This window comes from Streptomyces sp. NPDC029296, from assembly GCF_055569255.1.
This window is the reverse complement of the sequence record NZ_JBVHXT010000066.1, coordinates 15,036-33,189: the sequence shown is the minus strand read 5'-3', so window position 1 is coordinate 33,189 and position 18,154 is coordinate 15,036. Positions and strand designations below refer to the sequence as shown.

General features: G+C 73.6%; 19 protein-coding genes and 1 pseudogene. 3 read left to right on the top strand and 17 right to left on the bottom strand.

Features of this window, described 5'->3' with window-relative positions:
- Positions 1-259 precede the first annotated feature (259 nt).
- Positions 260-922, top strand: a complete 663-nt coding sequence (locus tag ACZ4W9_RS37785) for a M15 family metallopeptidase (protein WP_467943737.1) — start codon at positions 260-262, stop codon at positions 920-922.
- A gap of 155 nt (positions 923-1,077) precedes the next feature.
- Positions 1,078-1,917, top strand: coding sequence for an SDR family NAD(P)-dependent oxidoreductase (locus tag ACZ4W9_RS37780; RefSeq protein ID WP_467943735.1), 840 nt, complete (start codon positions 1,078-1,080; stop codon positions 1,915-1,917).
- Here the strand turns inward: ACZ4W9_RS37780 and ACZ4W9_RS37775 are convergent.
- On the bottom strand, positions 1,887-3,119 hold the full coding sequence (locus tag ACZ4W9_RS37775) for an MFS transporter (RefSeq protein WP_467943733.1): 1,233 nt from the start codon (positions 3,117-3,119) through the stop codon (positions 1,887-1,889). The two genes, ACZ4W9_RS37780 and ACZ4W9_RS37775, sit on opposite strands and share 31 nt — an antisense overlap.
- Before the next feature lie 84 nt (positions 3,120-3,203).
- Entirely contained in the window at positions 3,204-4,499 is a 1,296-nt protein-coding gene (locus tag ACZ4W9_RS37770) for an extracellular catalytic domain type 1 short-chain-length polyhydroxyalkanoate depolymerase (RefSeq protein WP_467943731.1), read from the bottom strand.
- A gap of 241 nt (positions 4,500-4,740) precedes the next feature.
- Here ACZ4W9_RS37770 and ACZ4W9_RS37765 point away from each other — a divergent pair, with 241 nt between their 5' ends.
- Entirely contained in the window at positions 4,741-6,099 is a 1,359-nt protein-coding gene (locus ACZ4W9_RS37765; protein ID WP_467943729.1) for a glycoside hydrolase family 10 protein, read from the top strand.
- Positions 6,100-6,253: 154 nt separating this feature from the next.
- Here ACZ4W9_RS37765 and ACZ4W9_RS37760 read toward each other — a convergent pair whose 3' ends face one another.
- The 15 genes and pseudogenes from ACZ4W9_RS37760 to ACZ4W9_RS37690 all read right to left on the bottom strand — a co-directional run bounded on the left by ACZ4W9_RS37760 (position 6,254) and on the right by ACZ4W9_RS37690 (position 18,132).
- Positions 6,254-6,616, bottom strand: a complete 363-nt coding sequence (locus ACZ4W9_RS37760) for a hypothetical protein (protein WP_467943727.1) — start codon at positions 6,614-6,616, stop codon at positions 6,254-6,256.
- 152 nt (positions 6,617-6,768) lie between these two features.
- Entirely contained in the window at positions 6,769-7,773 is a 1,005-nt protein-coding gene (locus ACZ4W9_RS37755) for an ABC transporter substrate-binding protein (protein ID WP_467943725.1), read from the bottom strand.
- Between the two features lie 8 nt (positions 7,774-7,781).
- Positions 7,782-8,549 (bottom strand): ABC transporter ATP-binding protein, encoded by a 768-nt coding sequence (locus tag ACZ4W9_RS37750; protein ID WP_467943723.1) that lies wholly within the window; start codon positions 8,547-8,549, stop codon positions 7,782-7,784.
- 2 nt (positions 8,550-8,551) lie between these two features.
- Positions 8,552-9,607 carry a FecCD family ABC transporter permease gene (locus ACZ4W9_RS37745; protein ID WP_467943721.1) on the bottom strand — a complete coding sequence of 352 codons (1,056 nt, stop codon included), beginning with the start codon at positions 9,605-9,607 and terminating at the stop codon, positions 8,552-8,554.
- Between the two features lie 436 nt (positions 9,608-10,043).
- Positions 10,044-10,505, bottom strand: a complete 462-nt coding sequence (locus tag ACZ4W9_RS37740; RefSeq protein WP_467943719.1) for a DUF5709 domain-containing protein — start codon at positions 10,503-10,505, stop codon at positions 10,044-10,046.
- Between the two features lie 96 nt (positions 10,506-10,601).
- The gene (locus ACZ4W9_RS37735) at positions 10,602-11,000 is read right to left on the bottom strand and encodes a DUF4232 domain-containing protein (RefSeq protein ID WP_467943739.1); all 399 of its coding nucleotides are present in this window, start codon (positions 10,998-11,000) and stop codon (positions 10,602-10,604) included.
- 291 nt (positions 11,001-11,291) lie between these two features.
- Entirely contained in the window at positions 11,292-11,987 is a 696-nt protein-coding gene (locus tag ACZ4W9_RS37730; protein ID WP_467943717.1) for a MaoC family dehydratase, read from the bottom strand.
- Positions 11,988-12,177: 190 nt separating this feature from the next.
- Positions 12,178-13,020, bottom strand: coding sequence for an alpha/beta hydrolase (locus ACZ4W9_RS37725; RefSeq protein ID WP_467943715.1), 843 nt, complete (start codon positions 13,018-13,020; stop codon positions 12,178-12,180).
- Between the two features lie 42 nt (positions 13,021-13,062).
- Entirely contained in the window at positions 13,063-13,788 is a 726-nt protein-coding gene (locus ACZ4W9_RS37720) for an alpha/beta fold hydrolase (protein ID WP_467943713.1), read from the bottom strand.
- 170 nt (positions 13,789-13,958) lie between these two features.
- On the bottom strand, positions 13,959-14,207 hold the full coding sequence (locus tag ACZ4W9_RS37715; protein ID WP_467943741.1) for a hypothetical protein: 249 nt from the start codon (positions 14,205-14,207) through the stop codon (positions 13,959-13,961).
- A 131-nt stretch (positions 14,208-14,338) separates the two neighbouring features.
- A pseudogene (locus tag ACZ4W9_RS37710) lies at positions 14,339-14,551 on the bottom strand (alpha/beta fold hydrolase); the annotation flags it as partial.
- A 172-nt stretch (positions 14,552-14,723) separates the two neighbouring features.
- Positions 14,724-15,161: a universal stress protein gene (locus tag ACZ4W9_RS37705; RefSeq protein WP_467943711.1), complete on the bottom strand. Its 438-nt coding sequence runs from the start codon at positions 15,159-15,161 to the stop codon at positions 14,724-14,726.
- Between the two features lie 64 nt (positions 15,162-15,225).
- Complete coding sequence (locus ACZ4W9_RS37700) at positions 15,226-16,884, bottom strand: MFS transporter (RefSeq protein ID WP_467943709.1); 1,659 nt, start codon at positions 16,882-16,884, stop codon at positions 15,226-15,228.
- Entirely contained in the window at positions 16,881-17,618 is a 738-nt protein-coding gene (locus ACZ4W9_RS37695) for a YoaK family protein (RefSeq protein ID WP_467943707.1), read from the bottom strand. Before ACZ4W9_RS37695 ends, ACZ4W9_RS37700 begins: the two co-directional genes overlap by 4 nt.
- Positions 17,599-18,132 carry a DoxX family protein gene (locus ACZ4W9_RS37690; RefSeq protein WP_467943704.1) on the bottom strand — a complete coding sequence of 178 codons (534 nt, stop codon included), beginning with the start codon at positions 18,130-18,132 and terminating at the stop codon, positions 17,599-17,601. Before ACZ4W9_RS37690 ends, ACZ4W9_RS37695 begins: the two co-directional genes overlap by 20 nt.
- Positions 18,133-18,154: the final 22 nt, after the last annotated feature.

Sequence of the window (18,154 nt, the reverse complement as noted above, 5' to 3'; positions counted from 1 at the left end):
CCCCCCCCCCCCCCCCCCCCCCCCCCCCCCCCCCCCCCCCCCCCCCCCCCCCCCCCCCCCCCCCCCCCCCCCCCCCCCCCCCCCCCCCCGGCCCGCGGGCGTGCGGGGCGCCGGACACCGGCGGGCGGAGCGGCCTGCCGGTATCCGGCGCGGCAGGCGTTCTCCTCGTGGGCCCGGTCCAGCGCCCGGCGTCACCAGGCCGGCTCGTCGCCCACCCGCACGAACGCGGCGACCACGGCTCCTGCGGGATCATCGCGGGATGAGTGAGATCATCTTGATGTCGGATCCACGGGTCGCGGCCGTCCCCGTGCACGAGTGCGGTGAGCCGCTGACCGATGTCCGGGAGAGCGGCCGGCTCCTTGTGGACTCGCGAAAGCGGGACGACTCGGACGCCTTCTTCTTCTTGCGGACAGGTGTGCTGGCCCGTCTGGTCCAGGCACAGACGCACCTGCCGGCCGGTCTGAGGTTCCTGGTGGTCGAGGGTTATCGCCCCCCGGAGCTGCAGCGCCGCTACTTCGAGGAATACGCGGCCGGCCTGAGGGCCGGGCAGCCGGGATGGTCCGAGGAGCGGATCCGGTCGGCGGCGAGCCGCTTCGTGTCACCCCCGGAGATCGCACCGCACAGCGCCGGAGCAGCGGTGGACCTGACCCTCGCGGACGCGGACGGGCGCGAGCTCGATCTGGGCACGCCCATGAACGCGACTCCCGAGGAGAGCGCCGGGGCCTGTTACACCGGCGCCGCCGGGATCGGCCGGCGGGCGCGTGACCACCGGGCGATCCTGGGGGGTGCGCTGACGGCCGCGGGCTTGGTGAACTACCCGACGGAGTGGTGGCACTGGTCGCTCGGCGACCGTTACTGGGCGCTGATCACCGGAGCGGCAAGCGCCTGTTACGGGCCGGTCCGGCACGACGCGCGTGCGTGACGCCGCTGCCGGGGGACGGCGGTAGCCGTGGCCGACACCGGGGCCGGGCGCCGCCGGGTGTGAAGGCCGCCGCCGGAGTTTCGGCGGGACGGCGAGCGGACACCCGGCTGTTCCCGGCCGCAGGGCGGCGGGATCACCGGGCGAAGGGATCCGTCATGGCGTACGACGAGACAGCGGGCCGAGCCGTGGTGACCGGGGCCTCGTCGGGAATCGGTGCCGAGTACGCCGCCCGGCTGGCCGGGCGGGGCTGGGACGTGGTGCTGGTGGCCCGGCGTGCCGAGCAGCTCGACGCCCTGGCGCAACGGCTGCGGGAGGCGACCGGTGCCGGGGTGGAGCTGCTGGTGGCCGACCTGGCCGGGCCCTCGGACCTGGCCAGGGTCGCGGAGCGGATCGCCGCCGACGAGGTGACGCTGCTGGTGAACAATGCCGGGATCAACGGATACGGACCCTTCACCGAGGTCGGTCCGGCCCTGCTCGCCAGGGTGATCGACGTGAACGTCGTGGCACCGACGGTGCTCACCCGGGCCACCCTTCCCGGCATGCTGGCGCGCGGCCGTGGCGCGGTCGTCAATGTGGCCTCGCTGCTCGCGTTCGCCGGCGCCCTGCCGCCCGGCCCCCTCCCCCACCGGGCCGTGTACGGGGGCACCAAGGGGTACATGGTGACGTTCACCAGGACGCTCGCCGCCGAACTGGCCGGTACGCCGGTGCGCGTCCAGGTCGTCTGCCCCGGACTCACCGCCACCGAGTTCCACCTCGGCACGGGTGAGGCACCCGTGCCCGGAAAGGCGCGGGTGCACGGCGAGGGTGGGATGGCGGCGGCCGATGTCGTCACCGCGTCCCTCGCCGCCCTGGAGTCGGGAGAGGTCGTGTGCGTGCCCGGCCTGTCCGACCCCGGGGCCGTGGCCCGGCTCGCCGAAGCGGAACTCGCCCTGCGCGACGGCTCCGGTCCCGGTCTGGCTCCCCGTTACCGCGCGGTGGAGCGCGCTCGCGAATGAACCCGGACGGTGGCCCGTCGTTCCCCCTGCCGCACCACCCACGATTCGGACAGCAGTACGGCCAGGCCGGCGGCCGCGAGCACACCGCCGGCGAGCACCGCGCCTCGTACGCCGAGGCCGGTGGGCAGCAGCAGGCCGCCGACGAGGGAGCCGCCGGCGATGCCGACGTTGAAGACCGACGAGCCGACGGCCGAGGCGATCTCGGTGCTCCCGGGCGCCACGTGAAGAATCCTGCTCTGCAGCGCGGTCGACATCGCCGCCATGGCGAAACCGAGGAGCGCGACCAGGCAGACGGCGGCGAAGGAACGGTCACCGAGCGCGCTCAGTGCGAGCATCGTCACCGTCAGCAGGGCCGAGCCCAGCACCAGGGTGCCGCGCGGGCGGCGGTCCACCCGGGCTCCGGCCAGGGCGGTGCCCGCGATGCCGGCGACGCCCGAGCCCAGGAGCAGGGGCGCCACGGCCGCTTGCGAGAGGCCTGTCACGTCGGTGAGGAAGACGGTGATGTACGTGAACCCGGTGAAGACGCCGCAGATGACGAGGCCCGTCGCCGTCATCAGGACCAGGAACCGGTGGCGGCTCGGCTCGGTGCCGGTCGTGACGCGCCCCCCCTCGCCGGACGCGGACGGCAGGAGGACGGCGACCGCGACCAGGGCGAGGAACCCGAATCCGCTCATCACCGCGAACGGGATCCGCCACCCGGCCTGCTGGCCCAGCCAGGTTCCGGCCGGGACACCCATGACGGCGGCCAAGGAGACCCCGGAGAAGAGCCCGGCGACCACCCGGCCCCGCACCTCCGGCGGGAAGAGGGCGGTGGCGGTGGCCGCGATGACCGACCAGAACACCGAGTGGGTGAGCGCCACCGTGACGCGGGCGCCGAGCAGCACCCAGTAGTCCGGGGCCAGGGCGGAGACGAGATTCGCCAGGACGAACAGGGCCAGCAGTCCGCAGAGCAGGGTGCGCCGCGGCACGCGACGGACCAGGCGGGTCAGCGGCACCGAGGCGGCCGCCACGACCATGCCGTACCCGGTCACCAGGCGGCCCGCCTCCGCCTCGGACACGCCCAGGTCGTCGGCGACCAGCGGCAGCAAGCCGACCGGCAGCGTCTCCACGGTGCTCAGGGAGAACAGCGCCAGCGCCAGTGCGACCACCACGACCACGGCGGTCGAGACGCGCGAGGACGTTGCCGTTCCGGTGCGGGGCACGGTCACTGCCTTTCCTGGCGGGCGCCGAAGCAGGCGGGTGACGACGGCCGCGTCGTCACCCGCCGCGTCAGCTGTGAATGTACGTCAGCCCGTGGCGCACGCGGCTCCGTTGAGGCTGAAGGACGCCGGGGCGGAGGTGTCGCCGGTGTGGGTGGCCTGGAATCCCAGGGTGGCCGAGGCGCCCGGGGCCAGGGTGGCGTTGTAGGCGGCGTTCCGCGCCGTGACGGTGCCGCTGGAGGGCGAGAACTGGGCGTTCCAGCCGGAGGTGATGGTCTGTCCGGCCGGCAGGGGGAACGTCAGCGCCCATCCGTCGACCGGCGTGGTGCCGGTGTTGGTCACGGTGATCGCGACCGTCAGCCCGGTGTTCCAGGTGCTGGTCGTGTACGTCACCCGGCAGGCGCCGGCCGGCGGGGTGGGCGGGTCGGTCGGCGGCGGGGTGGTCGTGGAGTCCAGTCCGAAGAAGGAGATGGCGCGGGCGGCCATGCCCGCGGCCGGCAGGGTGTGCCCGGTGCCCTGGATGCTGATGGCCTCGACGGGGGCCTGGGTGCCGGTGCCGCCGTAGCGGGTGCGGGTCCAGGTGGACTGCGGGTGGTCGGTGGACGCGGGCGTCTGGCTCACGCCGAGGACGTTGGTCCACTGTTTGATCTCTTCACCGAAGTTCGGGTAGCGCAGCGTGGTGTCCTCGGTGCCGTGCCACAGCTGCATCCGGGGCCGGGGCCCGCTGTACCCCGGGTAGGCGCCGCGCACCAGGTCGCCCCACTGCTGCGGCGTCTTCGTCACGGTTCCGTTGGCGCAGGCGCTGTTCCAGCCGGAGCCGTCCGTGGTGGCGAAGCAGCCGAAGGGCACGCCGGAGAAGGCGGCTCCGGCCTTGAAGACGTCGGGGTAGTCGCCGAGCAGGACGTTGGTCATCATCGCGCCCGACGAGGCGCCGGTGACGTAGACGCGGTCCGGGTCGGCGCCGTAGTGCTGTTCGGCGTAGGTGACCATCGACATGATGCCGACGGGGTCGCTGCCGCCGCCGCGCCTGAGCGCCTGCGGCGACGAGACGTCGAAGCAGCCGCCGCTGCGGGTCACCGACGGGTAGATGACGACGAAGCCGTACCGGTCGGCCAGCGAGGCGAACTCGGTGCCGGAGTAGAAGGCCGGGCCGGACCCGGTGCAGTAGTGCACGGCCACCAGGACCGCGGGGCGGGCCGGCGCGCTGTCCGGACGGTAGACGTACATGCGCAGGTTGCTCGGGTTGGCGCCGAATCCGGTGACCTCCGTCAGGGAGGCCGCGTGGGCGGCCGGCGCCGACAGGGTCAGCGCGGCCAGCAGCGGCGCCAGGATGGCGAGCAGGGTGGTCAGCAGGGGCCGTAGCCTCGGCCTTCTCTGGGTCATGTCATCGCCCCTCGTTTCGAAACATTCGAACATCTTTCGGAACGTGCCGCGCCACGTTAAGGGCGCGAGAGAGCGACGTCAACCACTCTTACGGCAGCACAACTCCTCGGCGTCGCAAGGAAGGCCGACCTCCAGATGACCTCCCGAAAAGTCGTGCGAACCGTTGACCACCGCCGCTTCAGTTCGTAATCTGCCCGTCACATTCGGCCATAGACACGAAATTTTCGGAAACGGAGCTGGCATGCCCATGCCCAGATCGCTGTCCAGGCGGGCCGCCGGGGCGTTCACGTCCGCGCTGCTCGCCGCGACGACGCTCACGGCCCTGGCGCACAGCGCCGCCGCCGCCGACGACACCCTCGGCTCCGCGGCGGCCGCGAAGGGCCGCTACTTCGGTACCGCGGTCGCGGCCAGCCACCTCGGGGAATCCGCCTACGCCGGCACGCTGGACCGCGAGTTCACCTCGGTGACGCCCGAGAACGAGATGAAGTGGGACGCCACCGAGTCCACCCGGAACACCTTCACCTTCGGTGCCGCCGACCAGATCGTCAGCCACGCGCAGGGCAAGGGCATGAAGGTCCGCGGGCACACGCTGGTGTGGCATTCCCAGCTGCCCTCCTGGGTCTCCGGTCTGGGCGCCACCGATCTCCGCACGGCGATGAACAACCACATCACCCAGGTCATGCAGCACTACAAGGGCAAGATCTACGCGTGGGACGTGGTCAACGAGGCGTTCCAGGACGGCTCCAGCGGCGCCCGGCGCAGCTCGCCCTTCCAGGACAAGCTCGGCAACGGCTTCATCGAGGAGGCGTTCCGCACCGCCCGGTCCGTCGATCCCGACGCCAAGCTCTGCTACAACGACTACAACACCGACGGCGTCAACGCGAAGAGCAACGCGGTCTACAACATGGTCAAGGACTTCAAGGCCCGCGGTGTGCCGATCGACTGCGTGGGCTTCCAGTCCCACTTCAACAGCGCCTCCCCGGTGCCGTCCGACTACCAGGCCAACCTCCAGCGCTTCGCCGACCTCGGTGTGGACGTGCAGATCACCGAGCTGGACATCGAGGGGTCCGGCACCGCACAGGCCAACAACTACGCCAACGTCGTCAAGGCCTGCCTGGCGGTCACGCGCTGCACCGGCCTGACCGTGTGGGGCATCACCGACAAGTACTCCTGGCGCAGCAGCGGCACCCCGCTGCTGTTCGACTCCAACTACGCGGAGAAGCCCGCGTACGACGCCGTCCTGACCACGCTCGGCGGTACCGGGGGCGGCGACGGCGGCGGCAACGGCGGTGACCCGGCAGCGGCGTGCACCATCGCCTACGCCCGGACCTCCGACTGGAACGACGGCTACAACGGCGAGGTCACCGTGACGGCCGGCGCCGCGCCGATCACGAGCTGGACCGTGACGCTCACGTTCCCCTCCGGGCAGAAGGTGTCCGCGCTGTGGAACGGCAGCCCGACCTGGAACGGCGACGTGGCGACGGTGCGCTCCACCTACAACGGCAGCCTCGCGGCGGGTGCCTCGACCAGTTTCGGCTTCACGGTCATGAAGAACGGCAGCTCGGCCGCTCCGACGCTCGGGACCTGCACGGCGTCCTGACCACCGGCCCCGTCCGCCCGTCGCCCTCCTCCCCGCGCAACCGGGCGACGGCCGGACGGGGCGCCCCCCGGCAGGGGGCCGGCCTTCGTGAACGGGTCGGCGGGTGCCGGCAGCGCACGGGAACGAGAGGCTGCGGCGCCCTTCCCCCGGGCGCTCAGGCCGCGGCGTCCCCGGAGTCCTCCTCCTCGTCGTCCGGGCAGCCGCCCCGCTCATACCCCGCCACGGGTACGACGCGCCCGTCGGCGAGAGTCCTCGTGTGCTCGGCCACCGGGTGCTTGACGGGGCTCTTCCGCCGCTCGTCCACGGCCGGGGGGCCGGCGACCGGGCCGGTGTCCTCGGCGTCCTCGGTGGTGTTCCGTTCCACGGCCTTCCTCGCGGCCACGGCACCGAGGGCCAGGGCCACGCCGCCGAGGGCCGTGCCGACGGCGAGGATCTTCCCCTTGTGCTTCCCGTACAGGTTCTTCGTCCTCTCGACGAAGGAGGTGGGCTCGCCGTCCTCGGGCGCGGATTCGTTCACGCACACACATCTACCGGACCCGTTCCTCGCCTGTCCGCCGATCACCCGACATCGCCCGGTCACGTTCGGCGGAGCGGTGTCGCGATGCGGTCCGGCGGTCCCGGCAGACGATCGAGGGTGGGCACGGGCTCGCCGGACGCGCCTGGCGGGCCTCATCGGGTGGCCGGTACGGTCCGCAGGTAGGCGCCGAGCCGGGTGATCGCCGAGGGGTTGCGGGGGCTTTCGACCAGGTCGGCGTAGTCGAGGGAGACGATCCGGCGGTGCTTGACGGCGGAGACGTTCCGCAACGGGGCGTAGGAGAGCAGGAATTCCTTCTTCTGTTCGGCGCCGACGTCGCCGTAGTCGCAGACGACGATGACGTCCGGGTTCCGCCGGACCACGGTCTCCCAGCCGACCGTGGTCCAGGAGTCCGCCACGTCGTGCATGACGTTGACGCCGCCGGCCTCGGTGATGATCTGTTCCGGGGCGGCGTAGCGGCCGGAGGTGAAGGGGGTGTCGCGGCCGCTGTCGTAGAGGAAGACCGAAGGACGGCCGGGTCCCTCGGGCGCCTTGGCCCGCACCTGTGCGATCTGCTTCCTGAAGCCGGCGATCAGCGCGGCCGCGCGCTTCTCGACGCCGAAGAGCCTGCCGAGGTTGGTGAGGTCGGTGTACAGGGCGTCCACCGGCGGCATGATGCCCCGGGAGGTCTTCGAACGGCCGTTGCGGCAGGACTCGGTGAGGATGTACGAGGGGATGCCGAGCTTCTTCAGGGCGTCGGGCGTGAAGCCGCCGTCCTCGCGGAAGCCGTAGTTCCAGCCGGCGAAGACGAGGTCGGCCCGGGCATCGAGGACGTCCTCCTTGGTGAGCTGGTCCTTGGACAGCCAGGTCGTCTTGTCGTAGCCGTCCTTCCAGGGCACACCGCGCACGTCTCCCTTGTCGTCGGGCATGGCGAAGCCGGCCATGCGGTCCTCCAGGCCCAGGGCGAACATCATCTCCGTGATGCCGACGTCGTTGGTGACGACCCGCTCGGGGACCTTGTCGTACGTCACCCGGCGCCCGCAGTTGGTGAGAGTCACCGACGACGAGGTCTTCGCGTCCCGCGCCGGTTCCACCGTGGCGCCGCATCCGGTGGCGGTCGCGGCGAGGCAGAGGGCGGTGGCGAGGAGTCGCTTGCGCATGGCGTCCTTCAGGTGGTGGGCGGGAGCAGGTCGAACAGGAGCTGGACGGCGTCCGTCCCGGGGTGCCGGACGGTGTGGGCCCGGACGCCGAACACCTCGGCCAGCAACGGTGGTCGCAGGACGTCGTGGGGTGGCCCGGAGGCGACGATCCGGCCGCCGTCGAGGACGTAGAGGACGTCGCAGTGGGCTGCCGCCAGGTTGAGGTCGTGGAGGGCGGCCAGCACCGTCGGGCCGCTGTCGCGGACCAGGGACAGGATCTCCAGCTGGTGAGCGATGTCGAGGTGGTTGGTGGGCTCGTCGAGGATCAGGATCCTGGGTTGCTGGGCGAGGGCGCGCGCGATGAGGACGCGTTGCTTCTCGCCGCCGGACAAGCCGGGGAACCCCCGGTCGGCGAGGTGCGCGACGCCGGTGCGTTCCATCGCCCGGACGCAGATATCCCGGTCCGAGGCGGCCGTGCGGCCCTGGTGCGGCAGCCGTCCCATGGCGACCACCTCGGTGACGGTGAAGTCGAACTCCGCCGAGTACTCCTGCGGCAACGCGGCCAGCACCCGGGCGGCGGCTCGCGGGTCCATGGCGTGCAGGTCGTCGCCGTCCAGCCGTACCGCTCCCCCGGACGGCCGCAGCGCCCGGTACAAGGAGCGCAGCAGGGTCGACTTGCCGCTGCCGTTGGGGCCGACGAGTCCGGCGAACGACCCGCTGCCCACGGTGAGTTCGACGTGTTCGACCAGGCGTGTCCCGGCCACCTCGATGGTCACGTCGTCGAGGGTGAGTCGCATGCTCAGCGGCCTCCGAACGCGTAGCCGCCCCGCCGCATCAGCAGCAGGAACGCGGGCACGCCGACGACCGCGGTGATCACTCCGACCGGCAGCTCGGCCGGGGCGAACAGCAGCCGGGAGAGTGTGTCGGCCCACACCAGCAGTACGGCCCCCGCGAGCGGCGCGACGGCCAGGACGCGCCGGTGGTCGGCGCCGACCAGCATCCGTGCCACGTGCGGCACCATCAGCCCGACGAACCCGATGGCCCCGCTGACGGCCACCACCGTCCCGGTCACGGCCGCGGTGACGAGGAACAGCTCACGGCGCAGCCGGGCCGGTACGACGCCGAGCGCGGCCGCGGTCTCGTCGCCCATGGCGAGCGCGTTGAGCGCCTCGGCCCGTCGGCGCAACCAGGCCCATCCGGCCGCCACGGTGACCGCGGCGAGCGGCACCTGCGCCCAGGTGGCACCGCCCAGGCTGCCCAGCAGCCACATCATCGCCGACCTGGCCGCCTCGCCCCGGGCCGCGCCGAACACCATGACCGTGGTGACGGCCTCGAAGCCGTACGCCAGCGCCGTACCGGTCAGGATCAGCCGCAGCGGTGTCAGGCCCCGCGGGGAGCGGGCCACGGCGTACACGAGCGCCATGGCCGCGAGTGCGGAGACGAAGGCCGAGACCGACAGCGCCCACACCCCGAGCCCGGCGAACGCGCCGAGGAGGATGACGGCGTTGGCGCCCACCGCCGCGCCCGAGGAGACGCCGAGGACGAACGGGTCCGCCAGCGCGTTGCGCACCAGCGCCTGCACGGCCACGCCGACGGCCGCGAGACCCGCTCCGACGACGGCGCCCAGCAGCACCCGCGGCAGCCGGATCTCCCAGACGATGGCGTAAGCGGCCGCGTCGCCCGCGCGGACGGTGCCGCCGCTGAGTCCGGCCCACAGGAAGCGCGCCACCTCGGCCCAGCCGATCCCGGCGGCGCCGAGCCCGACACCGCCCACGAGGGACAACAGGAGCAGCACCGCCAGGGACAGGCTGAGCGGCAGCACGGATATGCGGCTGGGAGCCGTACTTCGGCGCACGGGGGCCGTCCTTCACACGGGCCGCCTGCTGGACGTCGAGCAGGAGGAGCCCGTGCGGCCGTACCCGGCCGGGCGATCCCCTCTCGCAGTCCACGGCGAGCAGTCAACGGGTCGACACACCCCCGCGCAGGCGATCGGGCTCGCACGGCGACCAGCGGATCCGGTGCCGTGCACACCGTTGCGGGTCAGCGCCGGACTCTCACCGGACTTCCCCCACGGGAGGCAAGGGCAGCCTAACAAACGGACCCCGGCGAGTCTTTCGGCGCAGGAGGCGCCGGTGACCGCGTGCCCTTGAGTGATGTTCGAGGGATCTGACGTCCCGCCTGGGGAGGGCCTGTGGCGGGGGTGCGGCCCGGGCCGCGAACAGGCCCGGGGCCGAGCCCTGCCGCGACGCGCGGGCGGGCGCTTCCGGGGTGGTGGCGTGCCGCGCCGGGGGTCAGAAGGGGGCGGTGTCGGGGATCATGTGCATCGCCGCCTCCTCGGCCGACGCCCCGGCTCCGTCCGGTCCGACGTCGGAGGCGAACAGGTCGGATGCGGTGTTCTGCCGGGTGCCCTGGTCCGGGGCGACCAGCCGTCCGGCGCGTTCGCCACCGACCTCGTCGTCGATCGGTTCGCCGTCCCGGTCCCACAGGTCGCCGATGCCGTCGCCCTCCGGGACTCCGATGTCGGGCACCTCCTCCGCGAGGCGCTCGTCCAGGCTCTCCCCCCGCCACCGCTCCGCCGCCGTGACGCCGGTGTGTTCCACGCCCCACGGTCTCTCCGGAGGTGAGTACCCCGCGTCCAAGAACTCGTCGCCGCCCCGGTAGTCCAGGGTGTCCGACGCGTCCAGCAGGCCGGCGTCGTCCCGCGCCTCGGCCCCGTCCGGCTGGTAGACCTCGTCACCCATCATCTCGGTCATGTGTGCTCCCTCGGTGTCCGGGCCGGGTCCGGCAGGGCCTCCCCCGGCGGCCGTGGCGGCAGTCGCCGCGTCCACTGTCGTGTGCCGTCGTGCGGATCAGGTGCCGTCGCCCGGCCTGAGAGGGCTCACCCGGGGCACCGACGCCTTGCCCGTGTCGGAGACCTCACCGCCCCTCCAGCGGACCGGGATCGGGGTCGTCTCGTCGGGCGGTGTGACGAGGACGGCCGCCGGTGTCACGGTGGTGACACCGGTGATCGCCGGACGGGTGTATGTCATCGCCGACCAGGCGTCGGCTCCGGGGGCCAGCGTCACGGTCCGTGTCTCCTCGCCGGTGGCCCGTTCGGGATCCGGGGTGACCGCCTCGCCCGCGCCGTCGGCGAACGCCAGGCCGGGGAAGCCGTGCACCGTGCAGGTGCGGCGGGAGACGTTGGTCAGGACGATGGCGAAGTTCGCCTGCCCGGCGCCGGGGTGGCCGGCCCCGACGGACGCCTTCAGGTCGGCGGTGCGGCAACGGCGTGTCGCAGCCGGTACGGCGGACTCCGGTGACGCGGGTGCCGGCGCCGGGTGGTGGTGTCGGCGCGGGGTCCGGGCCGGCGGACGGTCCGGCGGGGCCGCCGGCGGAAGGTGCCGGAACGCCGGCGGTCCTTGCCGGCGCCGAGGTGACGGGTCCGCTCGGACCGTCCTGCGCGGTGCCGTCCGTGCCCCGGCCCGCGCACCCGGCGAGTACGGCGCAGCCGAGGAGCACGCCGGGCAGGAGGATGCGGTGCGTCATGTCTCTTCCCGAGGTCACCGGCGCCGCAGCAGGTACTTGTGCCGGCCGGACAGCACGAGTTCGCCGCGCTGGTTGTGGATGGTGGCGGACGTGGTCACCACTCCGTTGTCGTCCCGGGGCTCCAGGGCGGTGATGGTGAGGGCCGGGTACAGGGTGTCCCCGGAGTGCACTTCGGCCAGGAAGGCGCAGGACAGTTCGAGGAAGCTGAGGAACACCTCGCCGATGAAGTGCGGGAACAGGGTGGCGCCGGGGGCGGTGAAGGCGAGGACCTGCAAGCCGTGCACCACCGGTGCCGAGTGCCCGTGCCTGCGTGCCCACTCGGCGTCGTAGTGCACCGGGTGGTTGTCCGCGGAGACGGTCTGGAAGGCGGCGGCGTGGGCGTCCGTCAGGGTGCGGCTGGGTGCCCGGAAGACCTCGCCGACGCGCAGGTCCTCGAACGTCCTGGCCGGCACGACGTGGAAGGCCTCGGGATCGAACGCCGCCGGCGTCGCCGGGGTGGCGGGAGGTTGCGTCATCGAGTCGTCCTCTCGTGGGGGTGGGGTGCCGCCGGCCGGTCGGGCGGCGCAGGCCGGCCTGCCGGCGCGGGGCGACGGGGCGGCCGGGAGGTGGGGGGCGTCGCTGGTGAAGTACGCGCCGCCGGCGACGTGGGCGGTGGTGTCCCGCACGGTGAGCGAGGTCGGGTTCTCCAGTCCGTCGGCGCCGGTGGGCACCACCCGGTGCCGGCCGCCGGGCGGACCAGATCAGGGCGATCTCGTTGTCCGCGCAGATCGCGCACGGTGCCCCGGTCCGGGGTGAACCCCGAGACCGCGCCGCGCGGGAGGTCCCGCGGCCGGCCGGTCACGGCCGCGGGGGGCCGCGTTCCCGGGCGGTACGTCGTCGGGGGCGGGTGGCCGGCCCGGGTCAGCGACCGGAGCGCGCGGCGCTCAGGATCAGGTCGGTGACGGGCCCGGGGTCGCTCACGGACACCGCGTGCGGGGCGCGGACGGCTACGGTGCGGGCGCGGGCGCGCCGGGCCATCCACCGCTCGGCGGCCGGCGGGATGTTGCGGTCCTCGGTCGCCACGAGGTACCAGCTGGGGATCCGCTTCCACGCGGCGGCGGTGGCGGGCTCCTGGAGCGCGGCGAGGGTGATCGGCCGCTGTCCCACGGCCATGACCTGGGCGGTCCGGACGGGGACGCCGGCCGCGAACTGCCGGCGGAACAGGTCTTTCCTGATGACCAGTTCCTCGCCCTGTCCGCCGCCGGGCAGCGGGTAGTGCCGGGTGACGGTGGCCTGTCCCAGGGTGCTTCCGGGGAACCGGTCGGTCAGCTGGAGCGCGCTCTCCCCGACCTCGGGCACGAAGGCGGCGACGTACACCAGCGCCTTGACGTGCGGGGTGTCGGCCGCGGCCTGGCTGATGACCGCTCCGCCGTAGGAGTGCCCCACCAGCACGACCGGTCCGGTGACGCTGTCGAGGACACTGCGGATGTAGGCGGCGTCGCTCGCCAGTCCGCGCAGGGGCAGGGCCGGCGCCAGCACGCGGTGGCCGTGCCGCTGGAGGCGTTCGACCACGCCGCTCCAGCTGGAGGCGTCGGCGAACGCGCCGTGGATCAGGACCACGGTGGGTGTGTCCGGACGTGGGTGCGCTCTGCCCGTGTCGTGGGCCGCCGCCGGGGCGGAGTGCGCGGCGCCCGCGGTGCCCAGCGCGGCGGCGCCGGCCAGGAGGGACGCGGTCACGGTGCGGCGGGAGATCGGTGCGTTCATGGGTGGCTCTCTGTGAAAGGGGTGGGCTCGGCAGCCGGTGTGTCAGGCGGAGGTGGCCCGGACGGCTTCCTCGATCAGGTCGGCGACGCGCTCGGGGTGGGAGAGCATCACCAGGTGGGAGGAGTCGACCTCGACGGTGGTCATGCCGGCCCGCTGGTAGCCGTAGCGCTCCACGTCCGGGTTGATGGTGTGGTCGGAGGAGGCGACCAGGCCCCAGGAGGGCTTGGTCTTCCAGGCGGCGGCCGGTGCGGCGTCGGCGAACGCCTGGGCCGCGAGGGGACGCTGCGAGACGGCGAGGACCTCGGCGAGGCGGGCGTCGACATCGGCGGCGAAGACGGCCGGGAACTTGTCCGGCCGGACCGACACGTCGGTGCCGTTCCCGGTCGAGCCCTCGAGGGGGAAGGGCGTGTAGACGAGGGCGGCGGCAAGGTCGGAGTCCGGGAAGCGGCCCTGGAGTTCGCCGAGGCTCTCGCCCTTCTCCAGGGCGTAACCGGCCAGGTAGACCAGCGCCCGGACGTTGTCCTCGGTGCCGGCGACCGTGATGACGGCGCCGCCGTAGGAGTGGCCCACCAGGACGACGGGACCGGGGATCTGACGGACGATCGAGGCGACGTACGCGGCGTCACCGATCAGGCTGCGGTTGGGGACGGCCGGGGCGACCACGTCCAGACCGCGGGCGAGGAGCCGGGGGATCACCTGGGCGTAGCTGGAGGCGTCGGCGAACGCGCCGTGGACGAGGACGACGGTCGGCTGGGGGGAACGGGACATGGGAGTGCCCTTTCGGGGGTCGTGGGTGGGGTGTGCGGGCCGGACTGCCGGCCGTGGCGGATCGCGGTGGGCGGGAGCCGCCGGTATGTGAGTGACCTTAGAGCCGACGTGCGAGGTGTGTTTGTCCGTCAGTGCCCTGGTCGTGGTCTGTGCGTGCCCGGGCGGCACGGTCAGCCGGCCCGGTCGGCGAGGAGGTCCAGGAGTTCGCGGTTGACGACGTCCGGTCGTTCTTCCCGGCCCAGGTGTCCGCACCGGGCGAGGGGCACTGCGCGGACGTCGCGGGCCATGCCCTTCGACACGTCGGAGACGTCGCAGGCATGGCCGACGGCGCCGAAGTCCTCGCCCCCGCAGGGTCGGCACGAGTGGGTGAGCCAGGTCTCCTCGCGGCCAGCGACGAGTGCCTCGGGCAGGCCGGGCACGCCGAGGAAGGTGACAACCGGTAGCCCTGCCGGGCGAGGCGTACGTCGCAGGTCCCGGCGACGATCCGGGTGGGCGTGTTGTCCATGGCCACGAGCGGGTCGATGCGCTCGGGGTGGTCCTTGGCGAACCGGGTGCCGACGCGGGCTCCGCGGTCGTGGCCGGCCAGGGCGATCCGCCCGTTCCCGAGGTGGTCCGCCGGCGCCCTGATGTCGCCCGCCACGGTCCGCCTGCCGGAGCCGGAGGCGGGCATGTCCGTGTCGCCGTCACCGCGCGGATCCGGTGCGACGACGGTGAACCGCTCCGCCGGCGTGTCCGGCCATGGTGCTCTCAGGTGGTCGCTCACGGGGGCCGTGGCCAGGCCAGGGGGACGCCGGGCCGGCCGGTCGTTCCTCGGTGCGCCACTCGCCGTCCCCGTAGCGCACCGCCGGTGTCCCGGGCCCCGTGCGGAGCGTGCGCGGGAAAACGCCGGGCGGCCCGCGTTCGCGGACCGCCCGGCGCACCCGGCCGTGCCGGGGTCAGTCCTGGTCGCCGGAGCTGTCCGCGGGCGCGAGGAGTACGGCCGTACGGCTGCTGTGGACGACGGCGTCGCTGACCCGGGGGTGGATGAACGCCTCGAGCGCCCCGCGGTGGTGGGGGCTGAGGATCAGCAGGTCGGCCTGCCGCTCCTCGGCGGCGGCGGAGATCGTGGTGGCTATCTGGGTCGTCAGGGCGTTCGCGAGGACGCCCTCGGCCTCGACGCCCGCGTCACGCAGCGAGGTGACGGCCTCGTCGAGGATGGCCCTGCCCTGCTCGTCGTCCTCCAGGGAGACGACGGTGGCGAGCGTCGCCGTGGAGGCGGCGATGTGCAGGACGCCGACCTCGGCGCCGGTCAGCCGGGCCATGTCACCGGCCAGGCGTACGACGGAATGACGGGCGGGGCTGGAGTCGACGGCTACGAGAATGCGCTGGAACACGGTTCATGTCCTTCGTGAGTACGTGGGGAGGCGTCCGTCGGGCGCGGGTGCCTCAGGTGCGTGATCAAGCATTTCCCCGAACACCCGGTGGTGCCGGTGTGTTCCGTCCCGCGTGCCGCTTGCCCGGGGTCACCACGGGGCCGGCGGTGGCGTGGAAGGCATGGGTCACCTCCGGTGCGGTGCCCGCCACGAGCAGGGCGCGGGCCTGCTCCTCGTCACGGCGGTCGTCGGCGGTGAGCCTGCTGTGGTGCTGGGCCAGGTGCTCCGCCCAGGAAGCCACGACGTAGTTCTCGATGAACCGTTCGGGATCGCCGCCGTCCTGGAAGAGTCCCCAGGTCAGGGCTCCGGTGCGGTGCCGGGAACGGGCCACGTGCCGCATGCGGTCGGTGAAGGCCGCCCAGTCGCGCGGAGCGATCCGGTACGTGACGGAGACGAGTACCGGACCGTCGGCCGGTCCGGGTTCGAACACCAGGGGCGGAACGGGCCAGTGGTCGGAGGGGCTCGGGTCGAGCCCCTCCGCGGTGTGCAGCGGCCACCGGCGCACACTCAGGGCACAGGCCACGAGCAGCCCGGCGCCGAGCAGAAGGGAGACGGTCAGTCCCAGCCCGTCGGCCAGCGCGCCCCACACGGGTGCGGTGAGCGCCTGTCCGCCCTGGAACACCACGAGGTAGACGGCGAGTCCGCGCCCCCGCACCCACCCGGGCAGCCGTTGCTGCACGGCGGTGTTGAGGGTGGACAGCACACCGATCCAGGCCAGTCCCGCGGGCAGCAGCGCGGCCGCCGCGAGCCAGGGGGTGCGGGTGGTGGCCAGCACGACCAGCGTCCCGGCGAAGACGGCCGCCCCCGCGGCAAGGGTGCCGTTGGCGCCCAGCCCGCGCCGGATCACGGGCAGCGCGAAGGCGCCGCCCACCGCACCGGCGCCCACGACGCCGAGCAGCAGCCCGTACCCGTCCGACCCGAGTCCCAGGGAACGGTTCGCGACGAGGGGAAGCAGCGACCACAGGGCGGCTCCGCCCGGGATGAACACAGCGGTGCGCAGCAGGACCCGGCGGACTCCCGGAGCGTGCCGGACGTAGCGGCGGCCGGCCTGCACGGCCGCGAGAAGCCCCTCGCCCGGGGCGGCGGGCCGTGGCGGGACCGGCCGGTGCCACAGCAGGAGCACGGCCGCGATGCCCAGGTACGACAGGGCGTTGAAGGCGAAGACCCAGCCCGCGCCCGCCGCGGCGACCACCGCGCCGCCGAGGGCCGGGCCCACGGCGCGGGCCAGGTTCATGTTCACGGCGCCCAGCGCCGCCGCCTGCCCCAGCTGCCCGCGCTCCACCAGTTCCGGCTGGATCGCCTGCCAGGCCGGGCCCATCAGGGCAGTGCCGCAGCCCAGCAGGAAGGTGAGGCTCAGCAGGAGGCCCGGGGCGAGCGCGCCCCGGAACGCGAGCACGGTGAGCGCGGTGGAGACGGCGAGCATGGCGAACTGGGCGGCCAGCAGCACCTTGCGTCGGTCGTAGCGGTCGGCCAGCACCCCGGAGGGCAGGGCGAGCAGGACGACCGGGAGGCTGGAGGCCGTCTGCACGAGTGTCACCAGGGCGGCGCCGTGCCCGACCAGGAGCCACTGGGCGCCGACCGTCTGCATCCAGGTGCCGGTGTTGGACACCAGTTGCGCGATCCACAGCGCGCGGAAGACGCGCGCCGCGAGCGGTGCCCACGCCGGGTGCCGCGCCGGGTTCACGACTGCGGCCTCGTCCAGTCGGCGTCGGAGGCCCGGTGGCGGCGGACGGTGATCAGGGTCGCCGTGAGCAGCGCCAGGGCCAGGGCCAGGACGGGGAGGAGTTCGGCGTGCCGCAGGAGCAGGGCACCGGCGAGGGCGCCGAGGAACATGGCCAGGACGGAGAGGACCCGCCGGCCGGGCCGGGGGGTGGCCCCGCCGGCCGGGGCGGAGTCCGCCGCCAGACCGGTCAGGGTCAGGGTCAGGACGGTCGTGGTCAGGTCCGGGACGCCGAGGCGCCGGGCGACGGCGTTCTGGAGCCCCATGGCGATGCCCAGCAGCACGATGAGGGTGTACTTCACCGGGCCGGTCACCTCCCCGTCCGCGACCGCGACGGTGAGCACCGTGCCGGCGACCAGGAGCGCCTGGACGGCGGTGGCCGCGGTCAGCATCCGGCCGCGGTGCGCGGCGTAGCGGGTGCCGAAGCGGCCTCCGGCCAGGGCCCCGGTGAGGAACGACATCATGGAGACGACGGACGCGGGTGCGGACAGGCCCGGCGCGCCGGCCAGGGCGAAGCCGAGGAAGACGACGTTGCCCGTCATGTTGGCGACGAAGACGTGTCCGAGGGCCAGGTAGGTGACGGCGTCGACGAGGCCGGTCACCACGGTCAGTCCCAGCAGCAGCGGGGGCAGGGGGCCGTGCCGGTCGCCCCGCGGTGGGACCAGTGTGCGGGCGGCGTCAGTCAGCAGTCCGCGCATGCCGCGTCCCCCCGTCCGTGGTGGGGCCGGCGGGGCCGCGGTGCAGCGCGGAGCGGGTGAGCAGTCCGCTGGCCGGGCCGATGACGATCGCCGCGAGGGAGATCCACAGCGGCCAGGGGACCGGCCCGAGGAGGTCGTCGAGGGACCAGTGGCCGGGGCCGGTCAGGGCCAGGGCCGCGGCGGCGGTGACGAGGACCAGCGGGTACTCGTAGCCGTCGTTCTGCACCCAGAGCCCCTTGTGCCGTTTGACCGTCCCGGCCACCGTCATCACTCCCATGGCGGCCATCGCCGCCAGCGGGGTGAGGAGGCCGGCCGCCAGGAACAGGCCGGCGCCGATCTGGCTGCCGCCCGCGGCGAGCGCGGTGAGTCTCCCGCCGCGGAAGCCGTCACGGCGGAATTCCTCGGTCCCTCCGGCCAGCCCGTTGCCGCCCAGCCGGAAACTGACCTTCTGCACTCCGTGCCCGGCGATGAGGAGTCCCACCACCAGCCGGAGCACCAACAGTCCGCTGTCCATCGCGTCGTCTGCCTGTTCCTGA

Coding starts and splice junctions, on each gene's coding strand:
- ACZ4W9_RS37780 (WP_467943735.1), top strand. CDS start 1,078: ATGGCGTACGACGAGACAGCGGGCCGAGCCGTGGTGACCGGGGCCTCG.
- ACZ4W9_RS37720 (WP_467943713.1), bottom strand. CDS start 13,788: ATGTCCCGTTCCCCCCAGCCGACCGTCGTCCTCGTCCACGGCGCGTTC.
- ACZ4W9_RS37755 (WP_467943725.1), bottom strand. CDS start 7,773: ATGCGCAAGCGACTCCTCGCCACCGCCCTCTGCCTCGCCGCGACCGCC.
- ACZ4W9_RS37765 (WP_467943729.1), top strand. CDS start 4,741: ATGCCCATGCCCAGATCGCTGTCCAGGCGGGCCGCCGGGGCGTTCACG.
- ACZ4W9_RS37690 (WP_467943704.1), bottom strand. CDS start 18,132: ATGGACAGCGGACTGTTGGTGCTCCGGCTGGTGGTGGGACTCCTCATC.
- ACZ4W9_RS37785 (WP_467943737.1), top strand. CDS start 260: ATGAGTGAGATCATCTTGATGTCGGATCCACGGGTCGCGGCCGTCCCC.
- ACZ4W9_RS37740 (WP_467943719.1), bottom strand. CDS start 10,505: ATGACCGAGATGATGGGTGACGAGGTCTACCAGCCGGACGGGGCCGAG.
- ACZ4W9_RS37695 (WP_467943707.1), bottom strand. CDS start 17,618: ATGCGCGGACTGCTGACTGACGCCGCCCGCACACTGGTCCCACCGCGG.
- ACZ4W9_RS37750 (WP_467943723.1), bottom strand. CDS start 8,549: ATGCGACTCACCCTCGACGACGTGACCATCGAGGTGGCCGGGACACGC.
- ACZ4W9_RS37770 (WP_467943731.1), bottom strand. CDS start 4,499: ATGACCCAGAGAAGGCCGAGGCTACGGCCCCTGCTGACCACCCTGCTC.
- ACZ4W9_RS37725 (WP_467943715.1), bottom strand. CDS start 13,020: ATGAACGCACCGATCTCCCGCCGCACCGTGACCGCGTCCCTCCTGGCC.